General features: G+C 68.9%; 26 protein-coding genes. 8 read left to right on the forward strand and 18 right to left on the reverse strand.

Features of this window, described 5'->3' with window-relative positions; translation table 11 throughout:
• Both ACESMY_RS21435 and rpsU read right to left on the reverse strand, forming a co-directional pair.
• Positions 1 to 916 (reverse strand): ATP-dependent metallopeptidase FtsH/Yme1/Tma family protein (locus ACESMY_RS21435; RefSeq protein WP_372786670.1); only part of this gene is annotated, 916 nt, incomplete at its 3' end.
• A 179-nt stretch (positions 917 to 1,095) separates the two neighbouring features.
• On the reverse strand, positions 1,096 to 1,332 hold the full coding sequence (gene rpsU, locus ACESMY_RS21440; protein ID WP_372786696.1) for a 30S ribosomal protein S21: 237 nt from the start codon (positions 1,330 to 1,332) through the stop codon (positions 1,096 to 1,098).
• A 223-nt stretch (positions 1,333 to 1,555) separates the two neighbouring features.
• Here rpsU and ACESMY_RS21445 point away from each other — a divergent pair, with 223 nt between their 5' ends.
• A complete protein-coding gene (locus tag ACESMY_RS21445) occupies positions 1,556 to 2,233 on the forward strand; it encodes a COQ9 family protein (protein WP_372786672.1) in 678 nt (225 codons plus the stop codon).
• Here ACESMY_RS21445 and ACESMY_RS21450 read toward each other — a convergent pair.
• Both ACESMY_RS21450 and purE read right to left on the reverse strand, forming a co-directional pair.
• Entirely contained in the window at positions 2,230 to 3,312 is a 1,083-nt protein-coding gene (locus ACESMY_RS21450) for a 5-(carboxyamino)imidazole ribonucleotide synthase (protein ID WP_372786673.1), read from the reverse strand. The genes ACESMY_RS21445 and ACESMY_RS21450 overlap by 4 nt on opposite strands.
• Positions 3,309 to 3,803 carry a 5-(carboxyamino)imidazole ribonucleotide mutase gene (purE, locus tag ACESMY_RS21455; RefSeq protein ID WP_372786674.1) on the reverse strand — a complete coding sequence of 165 codons (495 nt, stop codon included), beginning with the start codon at positions 3,801 to 3,803 and terminating at the stop codon, positions 3,309 to 3,311. Before purE ends, ACESMY_RS21450 begins: the two co-directional genes overlap by 4 nt.
• 151 nt (positions 3,804 to 3,954) lie before the next feature.
• Between purE and ACESMY_RS21460 the strand changes: the two genes are divergently transcribed.
• Positions 3,955 to 4,668: a GGDEF domain-containing protein gene (locus ACESMY_RS21460; protein ID WP_372786675.1), complete on the forward strand. Its 714-nt coding sequence runs from the start codon at positions 3,955 to 3,957 to the stop codon at positions 4,666 to 4,668.
• On the opposite strand, the gene ACESMY_RS21465 is transcribed toward ACESMY_RS21460, so the two are convergent.
• The 3 genes from ACESMY_RS21465 to ACESMY_RS21475 are packed head-to-tail and all read right to left on the reverse strand — an operon-like array spanning position 4,665 to position 5,937.
• Complete coding sequence (locus ACESMY_RS21465; protein ID WP_372786676.1) at positions 4,665 to 4,874, reverse strand: YdcH family protein; 210 nt, start codon at positions 4,872 to 4,874, stop codon at positions 4,665 to 4,667. The genes ACESMY_RS21460 and ACESMY_RS21465 overlap by 4 nt on opposite strands.
• A gap of 14 nt (positions 4,875 to 4,888) precedes the next feature.
• Positions 4,889 to 5,332, reverse strand: coding sequence for a TIGR02444 family protein (locus ACESMY_RS21470; protein WP_372786677.1), 444 nt, complete (start codon positions 5,330 to 5,332; stop codon positions 4,889 to 4,891).
• 5 nt (positions 5,333 to 5,337) lie between these two features.
• On the reverse strand, positions 5,338 to 5,937 hold the full coding sequence (locus tag ACESMY_RS21475) for a UbiX family flavin prenyltransferase (protein WP_372786678.1): 600 nt from the start codon (positions 5,935 to 5,937) through the stop codon (positions 5,338 to 5,340).
• Between the two features lie 127 nt (positions 5,938 to 6,064).
• Here ACESMY_RS21475 and ACESMY_RS21480 point away from each other — a divergent pair, with 127 nt between their 5' ends.
• Entirely contained in the window at positions 6,065 to 6,238 is a 174-nt protein-coding gene (locus ACESMY_RS21480) for a YdcH family protein (protein WP_372786679.1), read from the forward strand.
• A 119-nt stretch (positions 6,239 to 6,357) separates the two neighbouring features.
• Here the strand turns inward: ACESMY_RS21480 and ACESMY_RS21485 are convergent, their stop codons facing one another.
• From ACESMY_RS21485 to ACESMY_RS21515, 7 genes are all read right to left on the reverse strand, one after another.
• Complete coding sequence (locus ACESMY_RS21485) at positions 6,358 to 7,032, reverse strand: cell cycle transcriptional regulator TrcR (protein WP_372786680.1); 675 nt, start codon at positions 7,030 to 7,032, stop codon at positions 6,358 to 6,360.
• A gap of 126 nt (positions 7,033 to 7,158) precedes the next feature.
• Positions 7,159 to 8,925 carry a M10 family metallopeptidase C-terminal domain-containing protein gene (locus tag ACESMY_RS21490; RefSeq protein ID WP_372786681.1) on the reverse strand — a complete coding sequence of 589 codons (1,767 nt, stop codon included), beginning with the start codon at positions 8,923 to 8,925 and terminating at the stop codon, positions 7,159 to 7,161.
• 162 nt (positions 8,926 to 9,087) lie between these two features.
• On the reverse strand, positions 9,088 to 10,185 hold the full coding sequence (locus tag ACESMY_RS21495) for a 3-deoxy-7-phosphoheptulonate synthase (protein ID WP_372786683.1): 1,098 nt from the start codon (positions 10,183 to 10,185) through the stop codon (positions 9,088 to 9,090).
• Positions 10,186 to 10,392: 207 nt separating this feature from the next.
• Positions 10,393 to 11,538, reverse strand: coding sequence for a 3,4-dihydroxy-2-butanone-4-phosphate synthase (ribB, locus tag ACESMY_RS21500; RefSeq protein WP_372786684.1), 1,146 nt, complete (start codon positions 11,536 to 11,538; stop codon positions 10,393 to 10,395).
• Entirely contained in the window at positions 11,535 to 12,119 is a 585-nt protein-coding gene (locus ACESMY_RS21505; protein WP_372786685.1) for an NADPH-dependent FMN reductase, read from the reverse strand. The genes ribB and ACESMY_RS21505 overlap by 4 nt, the downstream gene beginning before the upstream one ends.
• Positions 12,116 to 13,855: a class I adenylate-forming enzyme family protein gene (locus tag ACESMY_RS21510; protein ID WP_372786697.1), complete on the reverse strand. Its 1,740-nt coding sequence runs from the start codon at positions 13,853 to 13,855 to the stop codon at positions 12,116 to 12,118. Before ACESMY_RS21510 ends, ACESMY_RS21505 begins: the two co-directional genes overlap by 4 nt.
• A gap of 197 nt (positions 13,856 to 14,052) precedes the next feature.
• Positions 14,053 to 15,375, reverse strand: a complete 1,323-nt coding sequence (locus tag ACESMY_RS21515; protein ID WP_372786686.1) for an acyl-CoA dehydrogenase family protein — start codon at positions 15,373 to 15,375, stop codon at positions 14,053 to 14,055.
• Positions 15,376 to 15,538: 163 nt separating this feature from the next.
• Here ACESMY_RS21515 and ACESMY_RS21520 point away from each other — a divergent pair, with 163 nt between their 5' ends.
• Positions 15,539 to 16,510 (forward strand): M15 family metallopeptidase, encoded by a 972-nt coding sequence (locus tag ACESMY_RS21520; protein WP_372786687.1) that lies wholly within the window; start codon positions 15,539 to 15,541, stop codon positions 16,508 to 16,510.
• Here the strand turns inward: ACESMY_RS21520 and ACESMY_RS21525 are convergent.
• Complete coding sequence (locus tag ACESMY_RS21525; protein WP_372786688.1) at positions 16,507 to 17,274, reverse strand: crotonase/enoyl-CoA hydratase family protein; 768 nt, start codon at positions 17,272 to 17,274, stop codon at positions 16,507 to 16,509. The two genes, ACESMY_RS21520 and ACESMY_RS21525, sit on opposite strands and share 4 nt — an antisense overlap.
• Before the next feature lie 89 nt (positions 17,275 to 17,363).
• Here ACESMY_RS21525 and ACESMY_RS21530 point away from each other — a divergent pair, with 89 nt between their 5' ends.
• The gene (locus ACESMY_RS21530; RefSeq protein ID WP_372786689.1) at positions 17,364 to 18,593 is read left to right on the forward strand and encodes a serine hydrolase domain-containing protein; all 1,230 of its coding nucleotides are present in this window, start codon (positions 17,364 to 17,366) and stop codon (positions 18,591 to 18,593) included.
• On the opposite strand, the gene ACESMY_RS21535 is transcribed toward ACESMY_RS21530, so the two are convergent.
• On the reverse strand, positions 18,538 to 20,127 hold the full coding sequence (locus ACESMY_RS21535; protein ID WP_372786690.1) for an MATE family efflux transporter: 1,590 nt from the start codon (positions 20,125 to 20,127) through the stop codon (positions 18,538 to 18,540). The two genes, ACESMY_RS21530 and ACESMY_RS21535, sit on opposite strands and share 56 nt — an antisense overlap.
• Before the next feature lie 137 nt (positions 20,128 to 20,264).
• Positions 20,265 to 21,671 (reverse strand): amino acid permease, encoded by a 1,407-nt coding sequence (locus tag ACESMY_RS21540; protein WP_372786691.1) that lies wholly within the window; start codon positions 21,669 to 21,671, stop codon positions 20,265 to 20,267.
• Between the two features lie 247 nt (positions 21,672 to 21,918).
• Between ACESMY_RS21540 and ACESMY_RS21545 the strand changes: the two genes are divergently transcribed.
• Positions 21,919 to 24,015 (forward strand): redoxin domain-containing protein, encoded by a 2,097-nt coding sequence (locus tag ACESMY_RS21545; protein ID WP_372786692.1) that lies wholly within the window; start codon positions 21,919 to 21,921, stop codon positions 24,013 to 24,015.
• Positions 24,016 to 24,096: 81 nt separating this feature from the next.
• Here the strand turns inward: ACESMY_RS21545 and ACESMY_RS21550 are convergent, their stop codons facing one another.
• Positions 24,097 to 24,732 (reverse strand): TetR/AcrR family transcriptional regulator, encoded by a 636-nt coding sequence (locus ACESMY_RS21550; RefSeq protein ID WP_372786693.1) that lies wholly within the window; start codon positions 24,730 to 24,732, stop codon positions 24,097 to 24,099.
• A 153-nt stretch (positions 24,733 to 24,885) separates the two neighbouring features.
• Here ACESMY_RS21550 and ACESMY_RS21555 point away from each other — a divergent pair, with 153 nt between their 5' ends.
• Both ACESMY_RS21555 and ACESMY_RS21560 read left to right on the forward strand, forming a co-directional pair.
• Complete coding sequence (locus ACESMY_RS21555) at positions 24,886 to 25,689, forward strand: UDP-2,3-diacylglucosamine diphosphatase (protein WP_372786694.1); 804 nt, start codon at positions 24,886 to 24,888, stop codon at positions 25,687 to 25,689.
• Positions 25,690 to 25,738: 49 nt separating this feature from the next.
• Positions 25,739 to 26,457, forward strand: a 719-nt coding sequence (locus tag ACESMY_RS21560) for a glycosyltransferase (protein ID WP_372786695.1), incomplete at its 3' end; no start/stop codon positions are given.

The raw sequence follows: 26,457 nt of genomic DNA on the forward strand, positions 1-26,457 counted from the left end.
GGTCCAGCACGTCGGGCCGGTTGGTGGCGGCGATCAGGATGATGCCTTCGTTGGCTTCGAAGCCGTCCATCTCGACCAGCAGCTGGTTCAGGGTCTGCTCGCGCTCGTCGTTGCCGCCGCCCAGGCCCGCGCCACGATGGCGGCCCACGGCGTCGATTTCGTCGATGAAGATGATGCAGGGGGCGTTCTTCTTGGCCTGTTCGAACATGTCGCGCACGCGGCTCGCGCCGACGCCCACGAACATCTCCACGAAGTCGGAGCCGGAAATGGTGAAGAACGGCACGCCGGCTTCCCCCGCGATGGCGCGGGCGAGCAGCGTCTTGCCGGTGCCCGGAGGGCCGATCAGCAGCGCGCCCTTGGGGATCTTGCCGCCCAGGCGCTGGAATTTCTGCGGATCCTTGAGGAAGTCGACGATCTCGACGACCTCTTCCTTGGCCTCCTCGACCCCGGCCACGTCGTCGAAGGTGACGCGGTTCTTGTTCTCGGTCAGCAGACGGGCCTTCGACTTGCCGAAGCCCATGGCCCCGCGCGTGCCGCCCTGCATCTGGCGCATGAAGAAGATCCAGACGCCGATCAGCAGCAGGACGGGCAGGCTGCTCAGGACGAAGTTCAGCACCGGGGAGCCGGCGGCGGACTTGAACGAGATGTTCGCGCCCTGCGCCTCGAGGCGCTTGGTCAGGTCCTGCTGGTCGTTGGGGGTCACGGCGGTAAAGGGCTTGCCGGCCTGGTCGGTGACGGTCACGGACGGGCCGCGGAATTCCGCGCTCTTCACCTGGCCGGCGTTCACCTTGCCGAGCAGTTGCGAATAGGTGATCTCGCCGGCGCTCGCGGCCTTGCCGCCGCCGGTGACCATCGAATAGAGGCCGATCAGGACGACGACGATGACGCCCCAGATGGCGAGATTGCGCAGGTTCATCGGTTAGGACCGCCTCGAAAAGGGCTTGGCATCAGGAACCAAAGATAAGGCTCCCAACGCCGTTTCACCAGTTGCCCGGACTTGGGCGCGACCGAAGACCGCGCCTTGACCCCAAAACGAAAGGGCCGCGCCCGGAAGAACGCGGCCCCTACATAGGCATGAATTTACTGAATTAAGCGCTACCGGGTGACCGGCTTTTTCGGCGCGGGGATCAGGCCTTCGCGCTGAGCGCGTTTGCGGGCCAGCTTGCGCGCCCGGCGCACGGCTTCCGCCTTCTGGCGGGCGCGCTTCTCCGAGGGCTTTTCGTAGTGCACGTGCCGCTTCATTTCGCGGAACGAGCCTTCGCGCTGCATCTTCTTCTTCAGCGCCTTGAGGGCTTGGTCGACGTTGTTGTCGCGGACGAAAATCTGAACCAGGGTTCTCTCTCCTATTGGTCGCTTCCCGCCCGGCCCCCCTAAAGCCCCGAGATTGGGGGTCCCTTTGATCAGGGGCGGCGGCGAGCGAACAAAAAGAAAATATCGCCCGGAGGCTTTAGGGGCCTTCGGGTTTGAGCGCGGCGGGATATCAGAACGGACCGCCGATGTCCACGCCACACGCGAGGGTTTTCTCCTTCGGCGCGAGGTGGCGTAAAGGAGAGACATGGCCAAAGCCGCGTCCCAGAACCCTCCCAAGCCGCCCCCGCGCGACTGGGCCGACACCACCGAACAGCAGGTGCTGGACGCCGCGCTGACGATCGCGCCACGGGAAGGCTGGACCACGCGCCTGGCGACGATGGCCGGCAAGGCCTGCGGGCTCTCCCCCGGCGAGACGGAGCTTTTGCTGCCCCAGGGGCCGGCCGACCTCGCCGCCTTGCTCTCGCGCCGCCACGACGCCCGGACGCTGGAAGCCCTGTCGGCCGTCGATCCCGGGGCGCTGAAGATCCGCGAACGTATCGCCCGCGCCGTCGAGGCCCGCCTGACCGCGGCGATCGCCGACGAGGCGGCCGTGCGCCGCTGGACGGGCTTCCTGGCGCTGCCGCCGCACATGGCGCTGGGCGCGCGGCTCGCCTGGGAGAGCGCCGATGTCCTCTGGCGCTGGGCCGGCGACACCGCCACCGACGAGAACCACTATTCGAAGCGCGTCCTGCTGGCCGGAATCCTCACCGGCGCCCTGGCCATCCGCCTGTCCTCCGGCCGCGAGGCCGCGCTCGCCTTCACCGACCGCCGCATCGCCAACGTCATGGCCTTCGAGACCTGGAAGCGGACGACGAAGTTCAGGCCTTCGCAGTTCATGGACGCGGCCGCCGCCGCGCTCGGCCGGATGCGCTACGGCCGCTAGAGCGGCTTCACCCGGTTGATGTGGCCCATCTTGCGGCCGGGCTTGGCGCCGCGCTTGCCGTAGAGGTGCAGGCGGGTCTCGGGCTCGGCGGCGTATTTCGCCCAGGCGTCGGCCTCCTCGCCCAGCAGGTTCAGCATCTCCACCTGGGCGATCGCCCGCGTGGGGCCGAGCGGCCAGCCGGCGACGGCGCGGATGTGCTGTTCGAACTGGTCGACCTCGCAGCCGTCCTGGGTCCAGTGGCCGGTGTTGTGCACCCGGGGCGCGATCTCGTTCACCAGCAGGCGGCCGTCGGCCATCTCGAAGAGCTCGATGCCGATCACGCCCACATAGTCGAGGCCGGCCAGCACCCGCGCGGCGATCCGCTCGGCCTGGTCGGCGAGCGCCGGGGTCGCGCGGGCCGGCGCGAGGCTGCGGCGCAGGATGCCGTGCTCGTGATGGTTCTCAGCCAGCGGATAGACCGCGGTCGAGCCGTCGCGGCCGCGGGCGGCGATCACCGACAGTTCGCGCACGAAGTTGGCGGCCGCCTCGACGATAACCGGCACGCCGCCCAGCGCCTCGAACGCCGCGGCGGCGTCGGGGGCGTGCTCGATCCAGCACTGCCCCTTGCCGTCGTAGCCCTCGCGGCGGGTCTTCATCAGGGCCGGCGCGCCGATACGGGCCACGGCGGCGACAGCCTGATCCGGCGTGTCGGCCGGCGCGAAGGCGACGGTGGGGGCGCCGTTGGCGTTGAGGAAGGTCTTTTCCTCGAAGCGGTCCTGGGCGACGGCGAGCGCCCGGGAGCCGGGGGCCACCTCGACGCCGTGCGCGGCGAGCCAGGCGACCGAGGCCGCCGGCACGTTCTCGAATTCATAGGTGACCAGGCCCGTGACGCTGGCGAGCTGGCCCAGCGCCGCCTGGTCGCCGTAGTCCGCCACGATCAGCTGCGACGCGGTGCGGCCGGCCGGGCTGTCGGCCTCGCGTTCCAGGACCACGACGTCGAAGCCCAGGCGCGCGGCGGCCAGCGCCAGCATGCGGCCGAGCTGGCCACCGCCGAGGATGCCGATGGTCGAGCCCGGCGCGAGCGGCAGGGACGCGCTCACGCGTCCTCGACGGTCTCGGGGATGCTGGCGGTCTGTTTGGCCGTGAAGGCCGCCAGCCGAGCGGCGACGCCTTCGTCCGAGAGCGCCAGGATCTTGGCGGCCATCAGGCCGGCGTTCTTGGCGCCCGCCTCGCCGATCGCCAGCGTCCCCACCGGAATGCCGGCCGGCATCTGGACGATGGAGAGCAGGCTATCCATGCCCTTCAGCGCCTTGGATTCGATCGGTACGCCCAGCACCGGCAGTTCGGTCAGCGAGGCGGTCATGCCGGGCAGGTGGGCGGCGCCGCCGGCCGCGGCGATGATCACCTTGAAGCCCGCCTGCTTGGCGCCCTTGGCGAAGGCGTACATGCGCTCCGGCGTACGGTGGGCCGAGACCACCTTGGCCTCATAGGCCACGCCCAGGCTCTCCAGCATCTCTGCGGCATGGCGTAGCACTGGCCAATCCGAGCGGCTGCCCATGATAATAGCGACGGGCGCTGAAGCGGCGCTCATGTCCTTATGGACCCCCTGCTCGAAGGGCGCGGAGTATAGGCGGCGACTTTGCAGGGGCAACCAAGGATGGATAGATTCAGTGAAGTCGTCGTCGCGTCGTTGATTCTGCCCCTTCTCCCTCTCGGGATACATCCATGAAGATCTCGTCCCTATGAAGGTGTCCGGCGCCCGCAACGAACCCTTCTCGGCCATGCGGCGACGGGCGCTCGCCCAGGCGGGCGCGCAGGTGCGCGGCCCCGCGCCGGTGGACACCGCCGAGTTCCTGGGCATCACCGAGACCGAAATGACGCCGGCCGTGCGCGGCGCGGTGCAGAACCTGCTCACCGAGATCGACGACCTGCGCGGCGAGGTGGGCCGGCTGAAGGCGCGGCTCGTGGAGATCGAAGACCTCGCCGACCGCGACGCGCTCACGCCGCTGCTCAATCGCCGCGCCCTGCTGCGCGAGCTCGGCCGCATCCGCACGTTCGCCCAGCGCTATGGCTCGCCGGCCAGCCTGGTCTATTTCGACCTCGACGACCTCAAGGGGGTCAACGACCGCCTCGGCCACGCCGCCGGCGACGCCGCCCTGGGCGCGGTGGCCGAACGCCTGCTGGCCCATGTGCGCGAGAGCGACATCGTGGGCCGCATGGGGGGCGACGAGTTCGCAGTCATCCTGGTCCAGGCCGACCACGCCACCGCCGAGGCCAAGGCCGCCTCGTTGGCCCGCGCCATCGAGGCCGAGCCCTTGAGGTTCGGCGACTGGTCGGCGCCGCTGCACGTCTCCTGGGGGGTGCGCGAGATCACCCAGGACGCCGACCCCGAGACCCTGGTCGCCCAGGCCGACGCGGCCATGTACGCCCGCAAGCGCGAGCGGCGCAGCGCCTAGGCGATGATATCGGGGGTCAGCTGGTCCTCGATGCGGGTCATCTCGTCCTTGAGGGCGAGCTTCTTCCGCTTCAGCCGCGCGATGAGCAGCATGTCGGGCAACGGCGACAGGGCGATCGCCTGGACCGCCGCGTCGAGGTCGGCGTGATCCTGACGAAGCTCCGCGAGCTTCGCCTGCAGCAGTTCTTCGGACTGGTCGTCGTTCATGCGCGGCCCTGATCCTATCCCAGAGCTGCGGCGAGCGCAGCCAGAGCGTCGGCCGGCGCGGACTTTCCCCAGGCCTTCGACGCCGCCTCCAGCGCGGCCAGGGCATGCGCCCCGCCCTGCGAGCCTGTCATCGCCTCCAGAGCCTCCATCAGGACGCGCTCGGCGCGAAGCTCGACTGCCTTCACGTCTTCGCGCAGGCGCTCGCGGTCGCCGTCGTCCACGCCGTCGAACGTCGGCTTCAGCGCCCGGCGCACGGCGCGGACCGGCGCCAGCGCCAAGCCTTCCCAGCGGCGGGCGACATCGGCGGCCCGGGCCAGCAACTCGGGATCGGCGGTTTCCGCCCACACCGCCCAGAGCAGCAGCGAAGTGTTCTGGCCGTGCTGATCCTGCAGGGTCAGGGTCGCCTCCGGCACGCCGGGCTGCGCATAGGCCTCGAGGGTCCAGTCCCAGAGCGCCATGGCCGTCAGGCCTCCGTCTTCAGCGGACCCACGTCTTGGCCCCAGCGCTTAACCGGCGTCCATGACAGTCCGAAGAGGTCGAGCGCGCGGCCCACCGACTGGTCGACCATGGCCTCGATGGTGGCGGGCCTGGCATAGAAGGCCGGCAGCGGCGGTGCGATCACCGCGCCCATCTCGGCCAGCTTCACCAGGGTGCGCAGGTGGCCCAGGTGCAACGGCGTCTCGCGCACCATCAGCACCAGCGGCCGGCGCTCCTTGAGCGTCACATCGGCGGCGCGTGTCAGCAGGGACGAGGTCACCCCGGTGGCGATCTCGCTCATGGTCCTGACCGAACAGGGCGCCACGATCATGCCCAGGGTCCGGAACGAGCCCGAGGCGATGGCCGCCCCGATGTCGGCGACCTTGTGGACGACGTCGGCCTTGGCGTTGACGTCGGCCGCCGACAGGCCGGTTTCCTGCGAGAGCGTCAGCGCCGCGGCCCTGCTCATCACCAGGTGGGTTTCGACGCCCAGCTCACGGCCGGCGTCGAGCGCGCGCAGTCCGTAGACGATTCCCGAGGCGCCGGAGATGCCCACCACCAGCCTTGGTTGCTCGCTCTTAGGCATGCGAGGGGTCCCTAACGCATAAAGGGCGAGCTTTGTCGCAGCTTCGCCGGTCGCAAACATATGTGATCTGACAGCGACGCATAGCGGGTGTTCACTGTCGTCTCCAACAGCAAGGAGGCCACTCGTTATGGCGTTGGAAGCCCGGATCCGGGAACTCGGATCTCGCCACCAGTCCCTCGAAGAAGCCATTCAGGACGAACTGCGCAGGCCCGCCGCCGACGACATCAGGCTCAAGGAACTCAAGCGACAGAAGCTGAAGCTGAAGGAAGAAATGGAATCCCTGCGCGGGCAACTGCACTAGGATTCGACCAGATCCCTCCCCTGACCGGGAGAGCTGAAGCCGGCTGCCTGCCGGCGAGGGTGGGAGAACCCTTATCGCAAGAGTTCTCCCACCCGCTTCGCTGACCGGAGCCTGGGCCCCTAGTCCTCGTCGTGTTCGTCCTCGAACACCGTCTCCGCCGTATGGTCTTCGATGGGCCGTTCGTCCTCGATCACGCCGGTTTCGGAGGCGGGCATCAGCGTCGGGCCTTCCGGCTCGACGATGCCGCGGCGCTTGTCGTCCTTGGCCTTCTTGTCGGCAGCCTTCTTCACCACCGCGTCGAGTTCGAGCTGGGTGGAGAGACCCAGCGTCACCGGGTCGACCGGCTTGATGTTGGCCGAGTTCCAGTGCGTGCGGTTGCGGACCTGGTCGATAGTGGCCTTGGTGGTGCCGAGGATGCGCGCCAGCTGGGCGTCCGCCACCTCGGGGTGGTTGCGCAGGAACCAGGCGATGGCGTCCGGGCGGTCCTGGCGGCGCGACACGGGCGTGTAGCGCGGCGCCTTCTTCTGCGGCTTCAGATATTCGGCGTGGCGGCTCTTGAGCGCGACCAGCTTGTGCTTGGCGTTCTTCTCGGCCGCGTCCAGCTCCTCGCGGCTGAGCTGGCCGTTGGCGATCGGGTCGGCGCCGCGGATGTCGCGCGCCACCTCGCCGTCGGCGATGCCCTTCACCTCGAGCGGGTGCAGGCCGCAGAACTCGGCGATCTGTTCGAAGGTCAGCGAGGTGTTGTCGACCAGCCAGACGGCGGTCGCCTTCGGCATCAGGATGTCAGTGGTCATGTCGGTTTTCCGTGCGTCGGAAATGAAGGCGCCCGGCCTTTCGGCCGGGCGGTGAGGGGCGATCTATAGGCCGGTTCCGCGCGGGTGGAAACGGGATTGTACGCCGCAGCCGACTGGGCCGCCCCGTCAGTTCCCGAAAATCCACCCCGGCGTCAGCGTCGAGTACTGCACGCCGACCAGGATCATCTGGTTGCCGCCACCGAAGTCGATGACCGTGTCGGCGCCTACCTGACTGGCCGTGTAGGTCGTGCCGGGGTCGAGCATCACCCGGTCGCCTTCGGCGAGGTTGAAGTCGAGCACCTTGTCGATGCCGGCGTCCTGGGAGGTGTGGAAGAGGTCCGCCCCGGCCCCGCCGCTCTCGGTGTCGTTGCCCCGGTCGCCGGAGACGAAGTCGTCGCCGTTGCCGCCGGTGAGCGTGTCGTCTCCCTGGCCGCCGCGCACCTGGTCGGCCCCGTCGCCGCCGTCCAGGGTGTCGTTGCCGAGATTGCCCCAGACCACGTCGTTGCCGGCGTCGCCGAACAGCACGTCGTCGTCCTTGCCGCCCACCACCCAGTCGTCGCCGGCGTTCCCGTGGGCGACGTCGTTGCCCATGTTGCCGTTGATGTCGTCGAACGACGAACCGCCCGCGATGGTGTCGTTGCCGTCTTCGCCGCGCAGGTAGCTGACGCCGGCGCCGCCATCGATGCTGTCATTCCCCGCGCCGGCCATGACCGTGTCGGTTCCGGCCCCGCCCAGGATGTTGTTGTTCAGCGCATTGCCGGTGATGGAATCGGCGCCGGAGCCGCCGACGGCGTTCTCGATGTTCGCGCCCTGGGCGATGACCACGTCGCCGGTCAGGCCGCCGACGCTGGAGAAGAACCCGGGCCGCAGGTCGATCGTCTGGGTCTGGCCGTAGCCCGAGAAGTCCAGGGTGTCGTTGCCGCCCGCGTCCCACACCGCGAACACCGCCCTGGAAGCGCTGGACGTGAGCGAATACCAAGGCTCGTCGGCCGTGGAGTGGAAGCCGTAGACCGTGTCGCCGGTCCGGGTGCTCATATTGGCCCCATACTCGAGCTGGGCCGCGGCGATGTCGTCCAGCAGCGGCGCGGCGGAATAGACGCCGCCATCGTTGCCGCCGGTGTTGGCCTCGCTGAAGTAGCTCATCACCGTGTACTGGCGGCTGTCCTCGTAGTAGCTGGCGTCCGTCGCGTAGGTGATGGTGACGTTCTCGCCGGCGTTGTAGTCGCTCGGGTGGTCGAGCCCGATGGCGTGGCCGAGCTCGTGCACCAACACCTGGCCGCCGTAGTTCCCGACGGTCGGCGAGCTGTTGTAGCTGAGCGTCGAATTGATCCAGACGTCGCCCGCCGCGGAGGTGAAGCTGGTGCTGCCGGGGAATTCCCCGAAGGCCGCCGCGCCACTGACCCCGGTGGTGTAGTCGCCGAACAGGATGGTGGCGTTGTCGGAATAGGCGCCTTCGCCCGACGTGCCTGACCCGACGCGCACGAAATGGATGTTGGCGACGTCCGACCAGCCCTTGAGCGCCAGCTCGGCCTGGGTGATCTGGGCCGTCGAAAACCGCTGAAAGCCGCCGGAGTCGTCGGGCATGTTGGTCGGGGCGTCGGCCCTATAGGCGTAGGTCACCGTGGAGCCGACCCCGAGGGCCGATGACCAGCCCGGCTCGCCACGGATGATCTGGCTGGCCGCCTGGTCGATGGTGTCGCTGGGCTTGCCGTTGACGGTCGCGCCGGCCCGCGCGTCGGCGTTGAGGAAGAACTGCGGGCCGGGGTCACCGCCGATGAGGGAGGTGTCGGCCTGGATCGGATAGGGATCGATCACAGCGTGGTTGAGTGCAAGCGACGCCCCAAGGGCGTTTGCGGGATCGGCGGTGAACGCGGAAAAGGACTCGGTCGGCATATGGGCATCCCTACCAGACCCATCCCTTTCAAATCGTTACAGGAATGCCAGATGGTCCACAACCTCCGCGACTTGCGTCGCAACGGCGCATGTCGCGGACGGGCGCGGCCGCACTCGGACAGGAATTCTTACTTTGTAAGGCCGACCCGGGCGCCGGCCGGTTCAGGCGGCGCCCGCCTCGCACGCCGCCCCCGCGCCCTGCGACGCCCCTGCTCTGCGCCGGGCGCGAACCGCGCCGGCCAGGGCGTCCAGCAGCCCGACCGAGGCCTCCCAGTCGACGCAGGCGTCGGTGACCGATTGGCCGTAGGTGAGCGGGCGGCCGGCCACCAGATCCTGGCGGCCGGCGACCAGGTGGCTTTCGATCATCACCCCCATGATCCGCGGCTGGCCGTCGGCGAGCTGCGCGCAGAGGTCGGCGACGACGGCGGGCTGGTTCTCGTGGTTCTTGCCGCTGTTGGCGTGGCTGGCGTCGACCATCAGCCGGGGCGGCAGGCCCGCGGCCGCCAGCGCCGTCGCCGCGGCGGCGATGCTGGCGGCGTCATAGTTGGGCGTCTTGCCGCCGCGCAGGACGATGTGGGCGTCGCCGTTGCCGGTGGTGGTGGCGATCGCCGCGCGGCCCTCCTTGGTCACCGCCAGGAAATGGTGCGGCTGCGAGGCGGCCAGCACCGCATCCACCGCGATCCTGACATCGCCGTTGGTGCCGTTCTTGAACCCGACAGGGCACGAGAGGCCCGAGGCCATTTCGCGGTGGATCTGGCTCTCGGTGGTCCGCGCGCCGATGGCGCCCCAGGCGACGAGGTCGGCGATGTACTGCGGCGTGGTGACGTCCAGGAACTCGCAAGCCGCCGGCAGGCCCAGCGCGCAGATGTCCAGCAGCACGCGGCGGGCGAGCCTCAGCCCCTCGTTGATGCGGAAACCGCCGTCGAGGTCGGGGTCGTTGATCAGCCCCTTCCAGCCCACCGTGGTGCGCGGCTTCTCGAAATAGACCCGCATGGCCACCTCCAGGTCGGCCGCGTGGCGCTCGCGCTCGGCGGCCAGGCGTCGGGCGTAGTCGATGGCCGCCTTCGGGTCGTGGATCGAACAGGGGCCGATCACCACCAGCAGCCGGTCGTCCTGGCCGTGCAGGATGCGGTGCGCGGCGCGGCGGGCGTCGCCGACCGTCTCGGCGATCCGCGAGGTGGCCGGCGCCTCGCCGATCACCTGGGACGGCGGACTGAGCGTCTCGAGGCGCTGGATGCGAAGGTCGTCGGTGGAAGGCATGGCGGGCTCCGGAGAATGGGGCGGCGGCCATGAAAAAAGCCGCCAGGACCCTGGCGGCTGGTGGAGACGTTCGGCTGATCCGATCTCAGGCCAAACGATCCTCCGCCGGCGCCAGGGGCGTCGGATAGCTAAAATACCAAGAGGCAAATTGGCTGGCGGAACGGATCATCCAGACATCCTTATCGCGCGGCCCGGCGGTCGGCAACTCTACAGCGGAACCCGCCCCAGGATCCTCAGGCCGTATCCGCCGGAGCCCGGCAGGACGGTCTTGGACGAGGTGAGCAGCTTCATGTCGCGCACGCCGAGGTCGATCAGGATCTGGGCGCCGACGCCGTAGTCGCGCAGCACGTTTTCGGTCTGGCTCGCGTCCGGTTGGCCATAGCGCTCGGAAAGCCAGGCGGGGTTGGAGTCGCGGATGAACACCGCCGCGCCGGCGCCGTCATAGGCGGCGATGGCCGCGAGCGCCCGGGGCACATAGTCCCGCCGGACCTCGGTGTGGCCCAGCATGTCGGCGGCCATGTCCACCCGGTGCATGCGCACGAGGGTGGGTTTGTCGGGATCGATCTTGCCCTTGGTCAGGACCACGTGCTCGGTGCCGTCGATGATGTTGCGATAGATCACCATCCGGAAGCGGCCGCCGTAGGTGCTGTCGAACGGCGTCTCCAGCACCCGCTCCACCTGGCGCTCGGTGCGGCGGCGGTAGGCGATCAGGTCGGCGATGGCCCCGATCTTCAGGCCGTGTAGCTGGGCGAAAGCCACGAGATCGGGGAGGCGAGCCATCGACCCGTCGTCCTTCATCACCTCGCAGATCACGCCCGCGGGATTGAGGCCCGCCATGCGGCTGATGTCCACCGCGGCCTCGGTGTGGCCGGCGCGGACCAGCACGCCGCCGTCCTTGGCGACCAGCGGGAAGACGTGGCCGGGCGAGACGATGTCGTCGGGACCCTTGGTCGGGTCGACGGCGACGGCGATGGTGTGGGCCCGGTCGTGGGCGGAGATGCCGGTGGTGACGCCCTCGCGGGCCTCGATGGACACCGTGAAGGCGGTGCCGTGGCCGGACTGGTTGTCGCTGGCCATGGGCGGCAGGCGTAGCTGCCGCGCGCGCTCGGCGGTGATGGAGAGGCAGATCAGTCCGCGGGCGTGCTTGGCCATGAAGTTGATCTGTTCCGGCGTCGCGAACTGCGCCGGGATGATCACGTCGCCTTCGTTCTCCCGATCCTCGGCGTCGACCAGGATGTAGGGCCGGCCATTGCGCGCGTCCTCGATGATCTCCTCGATCGGCGAGATCGCCGAGCTGTAGGCGTCGGCGTCGGGCGGCGAACCGCCGGGAGGTACGAGATAGGGGCGTTTCATGAGCCGGCCTTCTGCAACTGCGCGCGACGCATCTGGGCGAACTCCATGACCTGGTCGGCCACCGTGGTGATCTGCCAGGCGTCCTTGGCCTCGCGGCATTCGCCGCCGGCGTCGAACAGGTTGGCGGCGTTCAGCGCGGCGCCATAGGGCGTCGGCCAGCCACGCATGGCATGTATGATCCCGCGCACCGCCATCAAGGTCGTGCCGCCCGCCTGCGCCCCGTCGGCGGTGATGATGATCCCCACGGGCTTGCCCTCGAAATAGGGCCGCTCGTGGTGGCGGGTCAGCTCCAGGGTGTCGAGCGCGTTCTTCACCACGCCCGAGAGCGAGCCGTGATAGCCGGGCGTCGCCAGGATGATGCCGTCGGCGTCGCGGATCGCCGCGGCCAGCTCGGCCTGCTCGGGGCTGGGGCCTGCCGGGCCCGGATTGAAGTGCGGCAGGCGCTCGAGGAACTCGCCGCCGAACAGCTTGATCTTGGCCCCGCCGGCCTCCGCCTGCCGCAACGCCAGCGCCAGCGCCCGCTCGGTGGAGGAGCCGGCGCGGGGCGTGCCGCCGATGCCGACGATCAGCGGGTTGCTCATGCGCTCTCGGTCGCTGTTTGGGTTTCGGTTGCGAACACCTTCTTGAGCTCGGTCTTGACGATCTTGCCGTTGGCGTTGCGGGGCAGCATCTCCGGCCAGAAGACCACCTTCACCGGGACCTTGAAAGCCGCCAGCCGCGCGCGGACGAAGGCGCGCAGCTCGCCCTCGGTCGCCTCGCCGCCGGGCTTCAAATGCACCACCGCGCCAGGCTCCTCGCCCAGGGTCTTATGGGGGATGCCGACGAGGGCGGCGTCCATCACCGCAGGGTGGTCGTACAGCACGTTCTCCACCTCCACGCAGTAGATGTTCTCGCCGCCCCGGATCAGCATGTCCTTGGCCCGGTCGATTATGAAGAGGAAGCCCTCCTCGTCCACCCGCGCCAGGTCGCCGGTGCGCAACCAGCCGTCGACGAAGGTCTCCGCCGTCGCCTCCGGCTTGTTCCAGTAGCCCTTCACCACCTGCGGACCCTTGACCCAGAGCTCGCCCACCGCGCCGGGCGCGAGCAGGGTCTTGCCGTCAGCCGGATCGCGGACCTGCATCTCGCCCACCGGCGCGGCGGGGCCGGCGCTGTCGGGGCGGTTCTCATAGTCCTTGCCCAGGTGCGAGGTGAAGGTGGCCGTGGTCTCGGTCATGCCCCAGCCGTTGCCCGGGGCCGAGCCCGGAAAGGTCTCGCCGATCTTGCGCACCAGCTCCGGCGCCGAGGGCGCGCCGCCGTAGGTCACCGCGACCAGCGAGGAGAGGTCGTATTTCGACCGCGCCGGATGCTCGATGAGCTGCCAGGCGATGGTCGGGACGCCGCCGGTCGAACTCACCTTTTCCCGTTCGATCAGCCGCATGGCGGGCTCGGCGTCCCAGCGGCGCATCAGCACGATCTTGCCGCCGGCATTCATCGTCGGACCGAGCGTCGCCGAGAGGCCCGTGGCGTGGAAGAACGGCACCACCAGCAGGGTCACCCGCTGCGGGATCTTGTGCGGATCGCTCTCCGGCAGGGGGTCGCCGGCGCGCAGGAAGTTCCGCGTCGCCGAAATGCCCCCGGCCCCGATGTTGGAGGTCATGTTGCGGTGGGTGCCGAGCGCGCCCTTGGGCTTCCCCGTGGTGCCGGAGGTGTAGAGGATGGTGGCGTCGTCCTCCGGGCCCATCTCGACGTCGGGCAGCGGCAGGTCGGCAAGCTCGCCCCAGCCGTTCACCGGGCCGATCACGTCCTCCAGGCGATGCACCTTCGGATGCGGCTCGGCGTCGGTGAGCCGCGAGACATAGACCTTCGTGAGGTCCTTCAGGCCGCCCAGGAACTCCGTCACCCGGCCCAGCCGCTCGTCGTCGACGATGGCGATCTTGGTCCCGGAATCGGCCAGGCCGTATTCCAGCTCCGGCCCCGTCCACCAGGCGTTCAGGGGCGTGACGATGGCGCCGGCCAGGATGCCGGCGAAGAAGGCCACCGGCCACTCCGGCAGGTTGCGCATGATCACCGCGACCCGATCGCCTTTCCGGACCCCGTCGGCCTGCAGCTGGCGGGCCAGCGTCAGCGTCGCGCGGGCAAAGGCCTCATAGGTGGCGCGGTCGCCCTCGTAGACCAGGAACTCGCGGTCCGGGAACCCGCGCGCATTCAGAAACACATCGCGGAGCGTCGGCGGCGCGTTCTTCCAGACCCGGGTCATGATCCCGCGGATCGGCATTTCCTCGATCTCGAACCGTTCGCCCGGCCCGGTCAGTCGGGCATGGGCTTCGGCGACGGACATCACGGGCCAGGTCTCAGACACGCTCAACACCTCAAATCTGCCCGACCGCTCTCGCACTGGTCGTCATGGCCGGGCTCGTCCCGGCCATCCATAATCACAGAGTCCGGCATTTTCGAAGCCGCCCTCTCCGCCTCTCGTTCAGCGACCTGCGCCTATGGATGGCCGGGACAGGCCCGGCCATGACGATTGAAGGGGGGTCAGGCCGGCGCCTTCTCGCGGCTGGCGTAGGCGGCCTTCAGTTCGCCCAGTTCCTTGGAATACTTCTCCTGCGCCGCCTCGCGCAGCTTGGGGATGTGGTAGGCCGGGAAGAGGTCGTTGTCGGGGCGGTAGTCCTTCAGGACCTGCCGGGCCAGCGTCACCTTGTGGACCTCGGTCGGCCCATCGGCGATGCCCATCACCAGCGAACTCGTCACCATGTGCATGAACGGCATCTCGTTGGAGACGCCGAGCGCGCCGTGCAGGTGGGCGGCCTTGGTGGCGATGTCGTTATAGACCTTCGGCATCATCACCTTGATGGCCGCGATGTCCTTGCGGACCAGCTGGTAGTCCTGGTGCTTGTCGATCAGCCAGGCGGTGCGCAGCACCATCAGGCGGAAGCTTTCCAGCTGGATCCAGCTGTCGGCGATGTCGGCCTGGACCATCTGCAGGTCGGCGAGCTTGCCGTCGCGCGTCGTGCGGCTGACCGCGCGCTTGCACATCAGGTCGAGCGCGTTCTTGCAGGCCCCGACCGTGCGCATGGCGTGGTGCACGCGCCCGCCGCCCAGGCGCACCTGGGCGATGACGAAGGCCGCGCCACGCTCGCCCAGCAGGGCGTCATAGGGCAGGCGCACATCGGTGTAGCGGACATAGCCTTCGGTCCCGCCGCCGATCTCGCCGCCGCCACCGACCGCGACGTTGCGGACAATCTCCACGCCGGGGCTGTCGGTGGGCACCAGGAAGATCGAGGTCCGGCGGTAGGGGTCCTTGGCGTCCGGGTCGGTGACCGCATAGAGCACCAGCACCTTGGAGAACCGGGCGTTGGTGGAGAACCACTTCTCGCCGTTGATCACCCATTCGTCGCCGTCGAGCACCGCGCGGGTCTTGAAGGTCAGCGGGTCGGAGCCGCCGGTGGGCTCGCTCATCGAGAAGGCCGAGCGGATCTCACCGTTCAGCAGCGGCCAGAGGTAGCGCTCCTTCTGGGCGTCGGTGCCGTAGTGGGCGATGATCTCGGCGTTGCCTGAGTCAGGCGCCTGGCAGCCGAAGACGGTGGGGGCGAGACCATTGCGGCCCAGCTTCTCGTTCATCAGGCCGAGCTTCAGCTGGCCGTATCCCTGGCCGCCCAGCTCGGGGCCCAGGTGGCAGGCCCAGAGCTTCTGGTCGCGGACCTTCTGCTGCAGCGGCTTGATGAACTTCTCGCGGCCGAGCGGGCCATGGACGGCCATCCCGAGGTGGGAAAGCGGCTCGACCTCCTCGGCCATGAACTCCTCGATCCAATCGAGCTTCTTCTGGAACTCGGGGTCGGTCTCAAAATCCCAGGCCATGTCCGTCTCCCATCAGCTTTTTTAGAATTCTCGGTATGTTTTCAGCCCTGGATCATTATCAAACGCTTGTTCGAGTTACGCAACGTCGCTTGTGATCGCCGGCGGCTGGCCGCACCAATGCGGGATGCCGACTCGCGGACCTCACCGACTCCTGGCGCTGCTGATGCTGGTGCTCGCCTGGGCGCCCGCCGCCGCCGCGGCCAGGCTTCCGCATCCCCCCGGGCCGGCGATCGAGCGGTTGCTGGGCCAATACGGGCGGCCCGACGCCATCCTGACCGTCTACGAGGACCATAGCCGCCTCTACGCGGACGGGCCGGGCGTGCATCGCGCGGCGCTCGAGGGCACCGGCTCGGTCTACACGGTCGCCTCGGACGCGGGCCCGGCGTCGCCCATCGTCTTCAAGGTCCATGGCGGCAAGACGACCGCCGTGATCCTCGGGGACCAACGCCTGCCGCGCCACGACTTCGGCGCCGAGGTGGTGGCCGCGATCCAGTCCAAGGTGAGGGCCGATCCGGCCAAGCTGCGCGCCCAGGCCCTGGCCGCCGCGCCGCCGGCGGAGAAAGGCAAACGGCCTTCGGACCTGGTGGCTCTGACCACCATCGACCCCGGGATCAGGCTTGATGTCCGCTACGCCACCGACAACAATTTCATGGGCTTCCCGCTCTACGAACGGGTCGGCGCCTACATGCAGCGCCCCGCGGCCGAGGCCTTGGGCCGCGCGCAGCAGGCGCTGGCGGCGCAGGGCTACGGTCTCTTGATCCACGACGCCTACCGACCCTGGTTCGTGACCAAGATGTTCTGGGACGCGACCCCGCCCGAGGACCACGTCTTCGTGGCCGATCCGGCGGAGGGTTCGAAGCACAACCGCGGCTGCGCGGTGGACCTGACGCTCTACGACCTGAAGAGCGGCAAGCCCGTGGAGATGACCGGGCGCTACGACGAGATGTCGACCCGCTCCTACGCCGACTTCCCGGGCGGTACGAGCCGCCAGCGGGCGCTGCGCCAGATCCTCCGCACTGCGATGGAGGCCCAGGGCTTCACCGTCTATCCGCAGGAGTGGTGGCACTTCGACTACAAGGACTGGGCGTCCTACGGCATCGGCACGGTGACCTTCACCGAGCTAGCGAAACGCTAGAACTTGCCGCCGCGCCCCTCGCCGGCCGCGAAGCGCGCGGCGCCCTCCTGGCTCTGGCCCGAGCGCAGGGTCTCCATGCCGAGCGCGATCTCGGCGGCCGTGGCCTGGTCCCAGTCCAGCGACCATTGGCCGATCGCCGAGAGCCGGTCGTTGCGCAGGCAAAGCTGCGGGAAGGCCGAGAGCTGGGCGGCGAGATCCAGCGCGGCGTCCAGCGCCCCGCCCTTGGGCGCGAGGCGATTGGCGAGGCCGATGTCATAGGCCTCCCTGGCCTCCACCGGCCGGCCGGTGAGGATCAGGTCCATGGCCCGCGAGGCCCCGATCAGCCGGGGCAGCCGGATGGTGCCGAGATCGATCAGCGGCACCCCGAAGCGCCGGCAGAACACCCCAAACACCGCGCCCTCCGCAGCGACCCGCAGGTCGGCCCAGCAGGCCACCTCCAGCCCGCCCGCCACCGCATGACCCTCGACCGCGGCGATCACCGGCTTGCCGAGGGCCAGCCGGGTCACGCCCATCGGCCCGAGGTCGCCCTCGCGATGCACCGGATTGCCGCGCCCCTCGGCCACGCCCTTCAGGTCGGCGCCGGCGCAGAACGCCCCGCCCCGGCCCTGCAGGACGGCCACATCCAGCGCCGCGTCGGCGTCGAAGGCCTTGAAGGCGTCGTAGAGCCGTTGCGCCGTCGGGCCGTCCACGGCGTTGCGGGCCTGCGGCCGCTCGATGGTGACGACGAGCGTGCGCCCGCGGATCTCGGTGCTGACAGTGTCCATGGAAACGCCTCCGTGGCCCGCATCGTCACGCTTGCGACCGGGCGGAAGGCAAGGGCTAATGAGCCGCCGCCGCGCCAGGGAGACCGCCGATGAACCAGATCAGCCGGATCAAATCCTCGGGGTTCTCCCCCGAGCGCCTGACGCGCATCGACCGCTTCCTGGCCGAGAAATACGTCGGGAGCGGCCGCATGCCCTGCGCCCAGTTCCTGCTCGCCCGCAACGGGGAGACGGTGCACGAGACGGTGATCGGGAACCGCGACGTGGAACGCGGCGTGGCGCTGACCGCCGACACCGTCTTCCGCATCTATTCCATGACCAAGCCGGTGACCTGCGTGGCGCTGATGACGCTGGTCGAGGAAGGCCTGATCGCGCTGGACGACCCGGTGGCCAAGCACATCCCGGCGTGGAAGGATCTGGCCGTCTTCGCCGCCGGCGTCGACCCGTTCATGACCACGCCGGCCGCGCGGCCGATGCAGGTGGTCGACCTCCTGCGCCACACCTCCGGCCTGACCTACGGTTTCCAGAGCCGCACCAATGTCGACGCCGCCTACCGCAAGCTCAAGGTCGAGGAGATGCACGGCGACCACGACCTGGAGGCCTTCATCGCCATGCTGGCCAAGCTGCCGCTGGAGTTCTCGCCGGGCGAGGCCTGGAACTATTCGGTCTCCACCGACGTGGTCGGCTACCTGGTGCAGAAGCTCTGCGGCAAGCCGCTCAGCCAGGTGCTGGCCGAGCGGATCTTCCAGCCGCTGAAGATGACCGACACCGGCTTCTTCGTCCGCGAGGACCAGCGGGGCCGCTTCGGCGCCTGCTACAACGCCACCCCTCAGGGCGGACTGAAGCTGCAGGACGATCCCGAGACGAGCCCCTATCTGCAGCCGCCCGCCCTGGAATCCGGCGGCGGCGGGCTGGTCTCGACGGCCGCCGACTACATGCGCTTCGCCAACATGCTGGTGAACGGCGGCGAGCTCGACGGCGCGCGGATCCTGTCGCCGATGAGCGTGCGGCTGATGGCCTCCAACCACCTGCCCGGCGGCAAGGACCTGACCGAGCTGTCGCGCTCGCTGTTCTCGGAGAGCACCAACGCCGGCGTCGGCTTCGGCCTGGGCTTCGCGGTGGTGTTCGATCCGCCCAAGACCCTGGTGCCCTGCTCGATGGGCGAGTTTTACTGGGGCGGGGCGGCGTCGACGGCCTTCTGGGTCGATCCGGTGGAGAAGGTGACGGCGGTCTTCATGACCCAGCTCCTGCCGTCCTCGACCTATCCTATTCGGCGGGAGCTTCGGACCTTGGTCTATTCGGCCCTGACCGAGACCGGCTGATCTCGCGGATCTCCTCGTCGGTGACCGCCTCGCTCTCGTCCATCATCGCCTGGCCCAGGCCGGTGTCGGGGGCGTCGGCGCTGGGCCGCACCGAAAGCATCCGCGCCTTCCGCCAGCCGCCCCAGCGGTAGTAGGCGCCGGCCAGCACCAAGGTCGTCGTGCTGCCGGCCGGGAAGCTCAGCCAGATGGCGTCGGCGTGCAGGTGCGGCTCGAGGAAGTTGGCCAGCGGCACGCGCACGCCCCAGAGCGAGATGATCATCGCCAGCAGCGGCGGCCAGACGGCGCCGGTCGCCCGCACGATCCCTGAGAAGATGAAGGCCACGCCGAACGGGATGAAGCCCCAGAGCACGATGGAATTGATGTGCACGGCGATCGGCAGCGACGGGCTGGTCCCCGGCAGGAAGGCCCGCAGCACCCAGGGGTCGGCCAGATAGATCACCAGGATCGGCAGGCCGGTGAAGAGGATGGCGTAGAGCGCCCCGATCATCCCGACCCGCTCGACCCGGTCCATCTTGCCCGCGCCGACGTTCTGGGCGGCCATGGACGAGACCGCCGCGCCCAGCGCCATGGCCGGCATCTGGACGTAGGTCCAGAGCTGGGTCGCCGCGCCATAGGCCGCCGAGGTGTGGACCCCGTAGCCATTGACGAAGCTCAGCATGGTCACCGCCGCCAGGCTGATGACGATCATCTGGAAGCCCATTGGCAGGCCCTTGGTGACCAGCGAGCGGATGATGCCGAAGTCGGGGATCAGCAGGCGCCATTCGCGCGGGCGGATCACCAGGATCGAATTCGACCGGTAGAGGTAGGTGAGCATCACCGCCAGGGTGAAGGTCTGGGAGACCAGGGTGGAGGTCGCCGAGCCCGCGATCCCAAGCTTCGGGAACGGCCCGATGCCCATGATCAGCAGCGGGTTGAGGGTGACGTCGAGGGCGACGGCCAGCAGCGAGAAATAGAACGGTGTGCGCGAGTCCCCGGCGCCCCGCTGGGCCATCATCACGAAGGAGAAGAAATACATGAACGGCATGGCCGCGAAGATCACCCGCAGGTAGGCGATGGCGTCCAGGCGCGCGTCGGGCGGCGTGCCCATGGCGCTCAGGATGCTGGGCGTCAGCGTGAAGCCGGCCACCCCGACCGACAGCGACAGGAGGATGAAGAAGGCCGTGGAGGTGCCGACCACCTTCTTGGCCAGGGCCCGGTCGTTGGCCCCGATCGCCTGGCCGACCATGATGTTGGCGGCCATGGAGACGCCGAAGACCGCGCCGAGCATCAGGAACAGGATCTGGTTGGCGTTGGAGGTCGCCGTCAGCGCCGCCTCGCCCAGCACATGGCTCACCCAGATGGCGTTGGCCGAGCCGTTCAGCGACTGCAGGATGTTGGAGCCCAGCACCGGCAGGGCGAAGGCGATCAGGGTCTTGCCGATCGGCCCGACCGTGAGGTCCGGACCGCCACGGCGCCCCTGCAAGCCGCCGGGCGGGCCGCCAGATGGGCCGCCTGGGCCGGGCTTCCCGCCGACAGTGTCGCTGCTGGCCGTCACGGCGCGTCAGTCCCCCAAAGCGGGTTCCCCCGCGCCACCCATCTCAAACGGTTGTTTGTCCGGGGATAGCCCTCAACCGGCGGTTAGGCAAAGCGGCGCTTTTGCACACCCCAACGAAAAATCCGCACCGAGCGGGATCAGGCCGAGGCGAGCGTGCTCCGGGTGCGGCCGTAGAGCAGATAGACCACCACCCCCACCGCGTTCCAGAAGGCGAAGAAGATCATCGTCTTCGCTGACAGGCTGGTGAAGAGGTAGATGCAGCCCAGCACAGCGCCCGGCCCGATCAGCCAGACCAGCGGCGTCGCGAACGGCCGCGCGAGCTGCGGCGCCCGACGCCGCAGCACCATCACCGCCATCGCGGTGGCGATAAAGGCCGCCAGCGTGCCGGCGTTGGCCAGGGAGGCGATCTCCGACAGCGGCATGACGCCGGCGATCACCGCGGCGATCAGGCCGGTCAGGACGGTGACGGTCGAGGGCACGCCGCGGCGGCTGACCGCGGCCAGGCCGCGGGGCAGCAGGCCGTCGCGGGCCATGGCGAAGAACACCCGGCTCTGGCCGAACATGAAGACCATGATCACGGTCGGCAGGGCGACCACCGCGGCGCCGGCGATCAGCGAGGCCGCCGCCGGCTGGCCGAGCTGGCGCAGCACGAAGGCCAGCGGCTCGCCGCTCTTGGAGAAGACGTCATAGGGCGAGGCGCCCAGCGCGCAGGCGGCGACCACCATGTAGATGATCGTGCAGAGCACCATCGAGCCGACGATGCCGATGGTCAGGTCGCGGCTGGGGTTCTTGGCCTCCTCGGCCGCCGTGGAGATGGCGTCGAAGCCATAGAAGGCGAAGAAGATGATCGCCGCGGCCCCCATCACGCCGTACTTCTTGCCGTCGATCTCGTGCGCCGCGTAGCCGAACGGCGCGAAGGGGTGGAAGTGGCTGGCGTCGAAGTGCGGCAGGGTCAGCGCCACGAAACCCGCCAACGCCACCAGCTTCACGCAGACCAGGACGAAGTTGACCGTGGCGCTCTCGCGCGTGCCGATCAGCAGCATGCCGGTGACCGCCAGAGCGATGAAGGTTGCCGGAAGGTTCACCAGGCCGCCGGCCTCCGGGCCGGCCAGCAGGCTGTCGGGAATGGGGATGTGCGCCCCGTGGATCAGGCCCGCGGCGTAGCCGGCCCAGCCGACCGAGACCGCGCTGCAGACCAGGGTGTATTCGAGGATCAGGCTCCAACCGACTACCCAGGCGACCAGCTCGCCCAGCGTCATGTAGGAATAGGCGTAGGCGCTGCCGGCCTGCGGGCTGACACTGGCCATCTCGGCGTAGCAGAGGGCGGCGCAGGCGCAGACCACGCCGGCCACCGCGAAGGACAGGATCACCGCCGGCCCGGCCAGGCCCGCCGCGACGCCGGTCAGGGTGTAGATGCCGGTGCCGATGATCGCGCCCACGCCCAGCGCCACCAGATGCGGCCAGCCGAGGGTGCGCTTCAGGCTGTGGCCGCTCTCCACCGGCCGCACGAACGCGACGGCCTTCCTGCGTGTGACAAAGCTCATGAACTCTCCCCCGGGACGAGGCGACACCATGGCCCGTGTCGCCGGCCCGCGCCAAGCGACTCGCGCCGCGGGCCGCGGTCGCGCCGGGTCAGGACCCGCATCCCGAGTTGGGCGAACATGACAATTTTGACATCAACCGCCTGTGGATTCAGCCGCCTAAACAGTGTTAAGTTAAGGGGACGATAGCTCTCAGCGCGTATTTTTCGCCGCGAGGGCAAAAGCGCCCACCTGGAGGGAATTGAGAATGATGTCTGCGCGGATTGGCGTGCTGGGTGCGGCGGTAAGCGCACTCCTGGTCTATGGCTGCTCCTCGACGGAGGCGGTGAACGCGCTGGCCACCGGTCAGAGCGCCTCGACGACCGAGACCATGGCGTCGGCCAAGCCGGCGACCGTCGACAACTTCATGCTCGTGGACGCCCAGAAGATGGAGGCTCACGAGCTTTATCGGCTGAGCGACGCCAAGGCGATCGTGCTGATCTCCACCGGCGTCGGTTGCCCGATCGCCCGCGGCATGACGCCTGCGATCAAGGCGCTGCGCGACAAGTTCGCCGCCCAGGGCGTGGAGGTGATGCTGGTCGATTCCAACCTGCAGGACAGCCGCGACGCGATCGCCGCGGAGGCCAAGGAATATGGCATCGACGTGCCGATCCTGATGGACTCCAACCAGCTGGTCGGCGAGGCGCTGGGCGTCACCCGCACCGCCGAAGTGTTCGTGATCAACCCGAAGACCTGGGCCGTGATGTACCACGGCCCGATCAGCGACGCCGCGGACTACGGCGTACAGAAGGCCGCGACCCACCAGTTCGCGGCCGACGCGGTGAGCGCCGTGCTGGCCGGCAAGCCGGTGATGGCCGCCACCCAGGCCTCCAAGGGCTGCCTCGTGGACTTCCCCGAGCGCGCCAAGGCCGCCCAGCACGCCAAGATCTCCTACGTGAAGGACGTCGCCCCGATCCTGGAGGCCAAGTGCGTGGCCTGCCACGAGGAAGGCGGCATCGGCCCGTTCGCCATGACCAACTACCAGATGGTCAAGGGCTTCTCGCCGATGATCCGCGAGGTGATCCGCACCGACCGGATGCCGCCCTACAACGCCGACCCGCACGTGGGTAAGTTCTCGGACGACAAGAACCTCTCGCCGACCGAGATCAAAACCCTGGTCCACTGGATCGACGCCGGCGCGCCGCGCGGCCAGGGCGTGGACCCGTTGGGCGCGGTCAAGCACGTGGCCCCCGAATGGCCGCTGGGCAAGCCGGACCTGGTGCTGAACGTGCCCGCCTACACCATCCCGGCCTCGGGCGTGGTCGACTACCAGCACCCCTACGCGGTCAATCCGCTGACCGAGGGCAAGTGGCTCCGCGCCTCGACCATCAAGGTCGAGAGCCGCCAGGGCGTGCACCACATCCTCACCGGCTACATGACCGAGGTTCCGAAAGCCGGCCAGCAGGCGTTCGAGAACAAGTGGGGCGTCTCGGTGGGCGGCTACGCGGTCGGCGCCGAATCCGAGATCGCACCCAAGAACGTGGGCGCCTATCTGCCCCCGGGCGGCGCCATCGGCTTCCAGACCCACTACACCCCGTTCGGCAAGGAAGTGACCGACCACAGCCAGGTCGCGCTCTACTTCTACAAGGACAATGAGAAGCCGGGCCTGGTGATGCACAACTCGGTGATCGTGAACAACTCGATCGTCCTGCCGCCGAATGACGGGCACCACCTGGAAACCACCTACCTCGAGATCCCGCACGAGATGCTGCTCTATTCGGCCTTCCCCCACGCCCACTATCGCGGGGCGTCGGCGGACCTTTGGCTGCGCACGCCGGACGGCAAGGAAAAGCTCCTGCTCTCCCTGCCGCGCTACGACTTCAGCTGGCAGCGCGCCTACACCTTCGCCGACCCGGTGAAGGTGCCCGCGGGCTCGAAGCTGATCGCGCACTTCATCTACGACAACTCCAAGCGCAACCCGAACAACCCTGATCCGAACAAGACCGTGGTCTGGGGCGACCAGTCCTGGGAAGAGATGTTCTACACCGCGCTCCGCTATCGCTGGATCGGCGAGACGTCGGACAAGATGAACGATTTCGACAAGGATCTGGATAAGGACCGCATGCTCGGCATGCTCGACCAGAACATCGACGGGAAGATCGAGAAGGCCGAGCTCAAGGGCCAGATGGGCGACATGATCGGCAAGTACTTTGACGTGCTCGACAAGAACCACGACGGCGCGCTCGACAAGGATGAGCTCGCCGCCATGCAGAAGATGATGGGCCAACGCCGCCGCGCCGAGGCCGCGCCGGCCAAGCCCGCGGCGCCGGCGCCCGCCGCCGGAACCGCGACGACCGGCGGCAAGTAAGGCCGACGGTTCGGACTGAGCTGAGAGAGGCCCGGCGCTCCCGCAGCGCCGGGCCTCTTTCTTTGGCGGCCGGTTCGGCGGCTATTCGGGCCAGAGGTCCTGGATGTCGCCCTTGCGGTTCAGCATCCGCACCGCCCGCTTGACGACCGCCAGCAGCCGTTTGCGCCGGACCGCCTCGTCGTAGGTCATCGCGCCCCTGGCCAGGCCCTCCAGCAGGAAGCGCCCGAGGTCGCGGCTGGTCTGGAACCGCGGATCGGCGCCGGCCTGCGCGAGCGCCCCGAACCGGTCGCCGACCTGGGCGTGGTCGAAGGCGGCCTGGGCCGCGGCGAGGCGCGCGCGCAGCATCGGCTCGGTGCGGGCCGCGGCCTCGAGCTCGGCGAAGGCCACGAAAGGGATCTCGTGCAGCAGGGCCCAATAGGCGTCGATCGCCGCCTCCGAGGCGTCCTGCCCCGGGGCGGCCGAAGCCGCGGCCGCTTCTTCGAACAGACGCGCGCGGGCGATCTCGATGTGCTGGATGGCCGCCTCGACCAGCTCCTCGCGGGTGGCGAAGTGATAGAGCATCGCCCCGCGCGTCAGCTTGGCGGCCTCGGCGATCACCGCGTTGCCGGCCGCGTGGTAGCCGATCTCGGCGAACAGCCGCATGGCCGCCTCCAGGATGCGCGCGCGGGTTCGCAGCGACTTCGGCGTCGCTCTCGCCGGGTAGGAACTTGCGTCCATCGAACTCAATTTCGGGCGACCTGGGGAGGGTCTGCTCTGGCTGTTTCCTAGCAGGTGAGATCGCCGCCCCGCCAGGGGAAGGGGCGACCTTCGCAAAACCGACATCAAATCAGGCCACCTCCTGCCTTGAAACTGGGCGAGGTGGGGGCTCAAGTGACCGAAGCCGGAATCCGCCGCTACCGCAGCGTGTTCATCTCCGACGTGCACCTGGGGACCCGCGGCTGCCAGGCGGAGCTTCTGCTCGACTTCATCCGCCACATGGAATGCGAGACCCTCTACCTGGTGGGCGACATCGTCGACGGCTGGAAGCTGCGCACCGGCTGGTACTGGCCGCAGTCGCACAACGACGTGGTGCAGAAGATCCTGCGCCTCGCCCGCAAGGGCGTCTCGGTGATCTATGTGCCCGGCAATCACGACGAGGTGGTCCGCGACTTCTGCGGCGTTCACTTCGGCGGCGTGGTGGTGGCGCGTGACGCGATCCACGAGACCGCCGACGGCCGCCGCTTCCTGGTGATGCACGGCGACGAGTTCGACGCCGTGGTGCAGAACGCCAGGTGGCTGGCGCTGCTGGGCGACTGGGCCTACCGCGCCCTCCTCGCCTCCAATACCTTGATCAACCGCGTGCGGCGCGGGCTGGGGTTCGGCTACTGGAGCTTCTCGGCCTTCGCCAAGACCCGCGTGAAGAAGGCGCTGCAGTTCATCGAGAACTTCGAACTGGCGGTCGCCGAGGAGGCCCGCAGGCGCGGCGTCGACGGGGTCATCTGCGGCCACATCCACAAGGCCGAGAGCCGGATGATCGACGGCGTCGCCTATATCAACGACGGCGACTGGGTGGAAAGCTGCACGGCGCTGGTCGAGCACCCGGACGGCCGGCTGGAGATCCTGGAGTGGCCGAAGCTGCTCGGCGCGCGCAGGACCGCCGCGGAGCCCGACCTCGAACGGCCGCTCGCCGCCTGAACCTTCGCCGATTGACAGCACAGGGCGAACTCGTGACAGTGTGGCTGTCATGAAGCCGCCGGCCTCCACACCGAATCTGCGCGACCGGCAACGCGAGGAGACCCGCGAGCAGATCCTCCGCGCCGTCGGCCGCCAGCTCGAGGCCGGCCCGCTCGAGGACCTCAGCTTCTCGGAGATCGCCAAGGACGCCAAGGTCGGCGAACGGACGGTCTATCGCTACTTCCCGACCAAGGAATCCCTGCTCGGCGCCTTCTGGGCCTGGCTGCAGACCCAGGCCGTGGCCCAGCCGGAGGCGCGCAAACCACCCCGGTCCCTGCCGCGCATCCGCGAGGCGATCACCGCGCCGCATGACGCCGGCCGGCCGATGCGCATCCTCTTGGTCACCGACGCCTGGGAGCCGCAAGTCAACGGCGTGGTGCGCACCCTCACCCGCGTGGTCGCCGAGCTGAAGTCCATGGGCCATTCCGTCGAGGTGATCAGCCCCGACCAGTTCAAGACCTTCCCCTTGCCCACCTACGCCGAGATCAAGGTCGCCATCGGCGTCTACGAGCCGGTGCAGGAGCGCTTCAAGGCCTTCGAGCCGGAAGCGATCCACATCGCCACCGAAGGGCCGATCGGCCTCGCCGCCCGGCGTATCTGCGTGGAATGGAAGCTGCCGTTCACGACGAGCTATCACACCCGCTTTCCGGAATATGTCTCCGCGCGCCTGCCTCTGCCGCTGGCCGCCGGCTACGCCTACATGAAGTGGTTCCACAAGCCGTCGGGCCG

Source organism: Phenylobacterium sp. (genome assembly GCF_041691455.1).
Lineage (GTDB): Bacteria > Pseudomonadota > Alphaproteobacteria > Caulobacterales > Caulobacteraceae > Phenylobacterium.

Bases quoted from the DNA above. Each gene is read 5' to 3' on its own strand.
- ACESMY_RS21490 (WP_372786681.1), bottom strand. From the start codon at position 8,925: ATGCCGACCGAGTCCTTTTCCGCGTTCACCGCCGATCCCGCAAACGCC.
- ACESMY_RS21545 (WP_372786692.1), top strand. From the start codon at position 21,919: ATGTCTGCGCGGATTGGCGTGCTGGGTGCGGCGGTAAGCGCACTCCTG.
- ACESMY_RS21480 (WP_372786679.1), top strand. From the start codon at position 6,065: ATGGCGTTGGAAGCCCGGATCCGGGAACTCGGATCTCGCCACCAGTCC.
- ACESMY_RS21525 (WP_372786688.1), bottom strand. From the start codon at position 17,274: ATGGACACTGTCAGCACCGAGATCCGCGGGCGCACGCTCGTCGTCACC.
- ACESMY_RS21510 (WP_372786697.1), bottom strand. From the start codon at position 13,855: ATGTCCGTCGCCGAAGCCCATGCCCGACTGACCGGGCCGGGCGAACGG.
- ACESMY_RS21515 (WP_372786686.1), bottom strand. From the start codon at position 15,375: ATGGCCTGGGATTTTGAGACCGACCCCGAGTTCCAGAAGAAGCTCGAT.
- ACESMY_RS21470 (WP_372786677.1), bottom strand. From the start codon at position 5,332: ATGGCGCTCTGGGACTGGACCCTCGAGGCCTATGCGCAGCCCGGCGTG.
- ACESMY_RS21505 (WP_372786685.1), bottom strand. From the start codon at position 12,119: ATGAGCAACCCGCTGATCGTCGGCATCGGCGGCACGCCCCGCGCCGGC.
- purE (WP_372786674.1), bottom strand. From the start codon at position 3,803: ATGAGCGCCGCTTCAGCGCCCGTCGCTATTATCATGGGCAGCCGCTCG.
- ACESMY_RS21465 (WP_372786676.1), bottom strand. From the start codon at position 4,874: ATGAACGACGACCAGTCCGAAGAACTGCTGCAGGCGAAGCTCGCGGAG.
- ACESMY_RS21460 (WP_372786675.1), top strand. From the start codon at position 3,955: ATGAAGGTGTCCGGCGCCCGCAACGAACCCTTCTCGGCCATGCGGCGA.
- ACESMY_RS21540 (WP_372786691.1), bottom strand. From the start codon at position 21,671: ATGAGCTTTGTCACACGCAGGAAGGCCGTCGCGTTCGTGCGGCCGGTG.
- ACESMY_RS21485 (WP_372786680.1), bottom strand. From the start codon at position 7,032: ATGACCACTGACATCCTGATGCCGAAGGCGACCGCCGTCTGGCTGGTC.
- ribB (WP_372786684.1), bottom strand. From the start codon at position 11,538: ATGAAACGCCCCTATCTCGTACCTCCCGGCGGTTCGCCGCCCGACGCC.
- ACESMY_RS21520 (WP_372786687.1), top strand. From the start codon at position 15,539: ATGCTGGTGCTCGCCTGGGCGCCCGCCGCCGCCGCGGCCAGGCTTCCG.
- ACESMY_RS21475 (WP_372786678.1), bottom strand. From the start codon at position 5,937: ATGCCTAAGAGCGAGCAACCAAGGCTGGTGGTGGGCATCTCCGGCGCC.
- ACESMY_RS21550 (WP_372786693.1), bottom strand. From the start codon at position 24,732: ATGGACGCAAGTTCCTACCCGGCGAGAGCGACGCCGAAGTCGCTGCGA.
- ACESMY_RS21530 (WP_372786689.1), top strand. From the start codon at position 17,364: ATGAACCAGATCAGCCGGATCAAATCCTCGGGGTTCTCCCCCGAGCGC.
- ACESMY_RS21495 (WP_372786683.1), bottom strand. From the start codon at position 10,185: ATGCCTTCCACCGACGACCTTCGCATCCAGCGCCTCGAGACGCTCAGT.
- ACESMY_RS21445 (WP_372786672.1), top strand. From the start codon at position 1,556: ATGGCCAAAGCCGCGTCCCAGAACCCTCCCAAGCCGCCCCCGCGCGAC.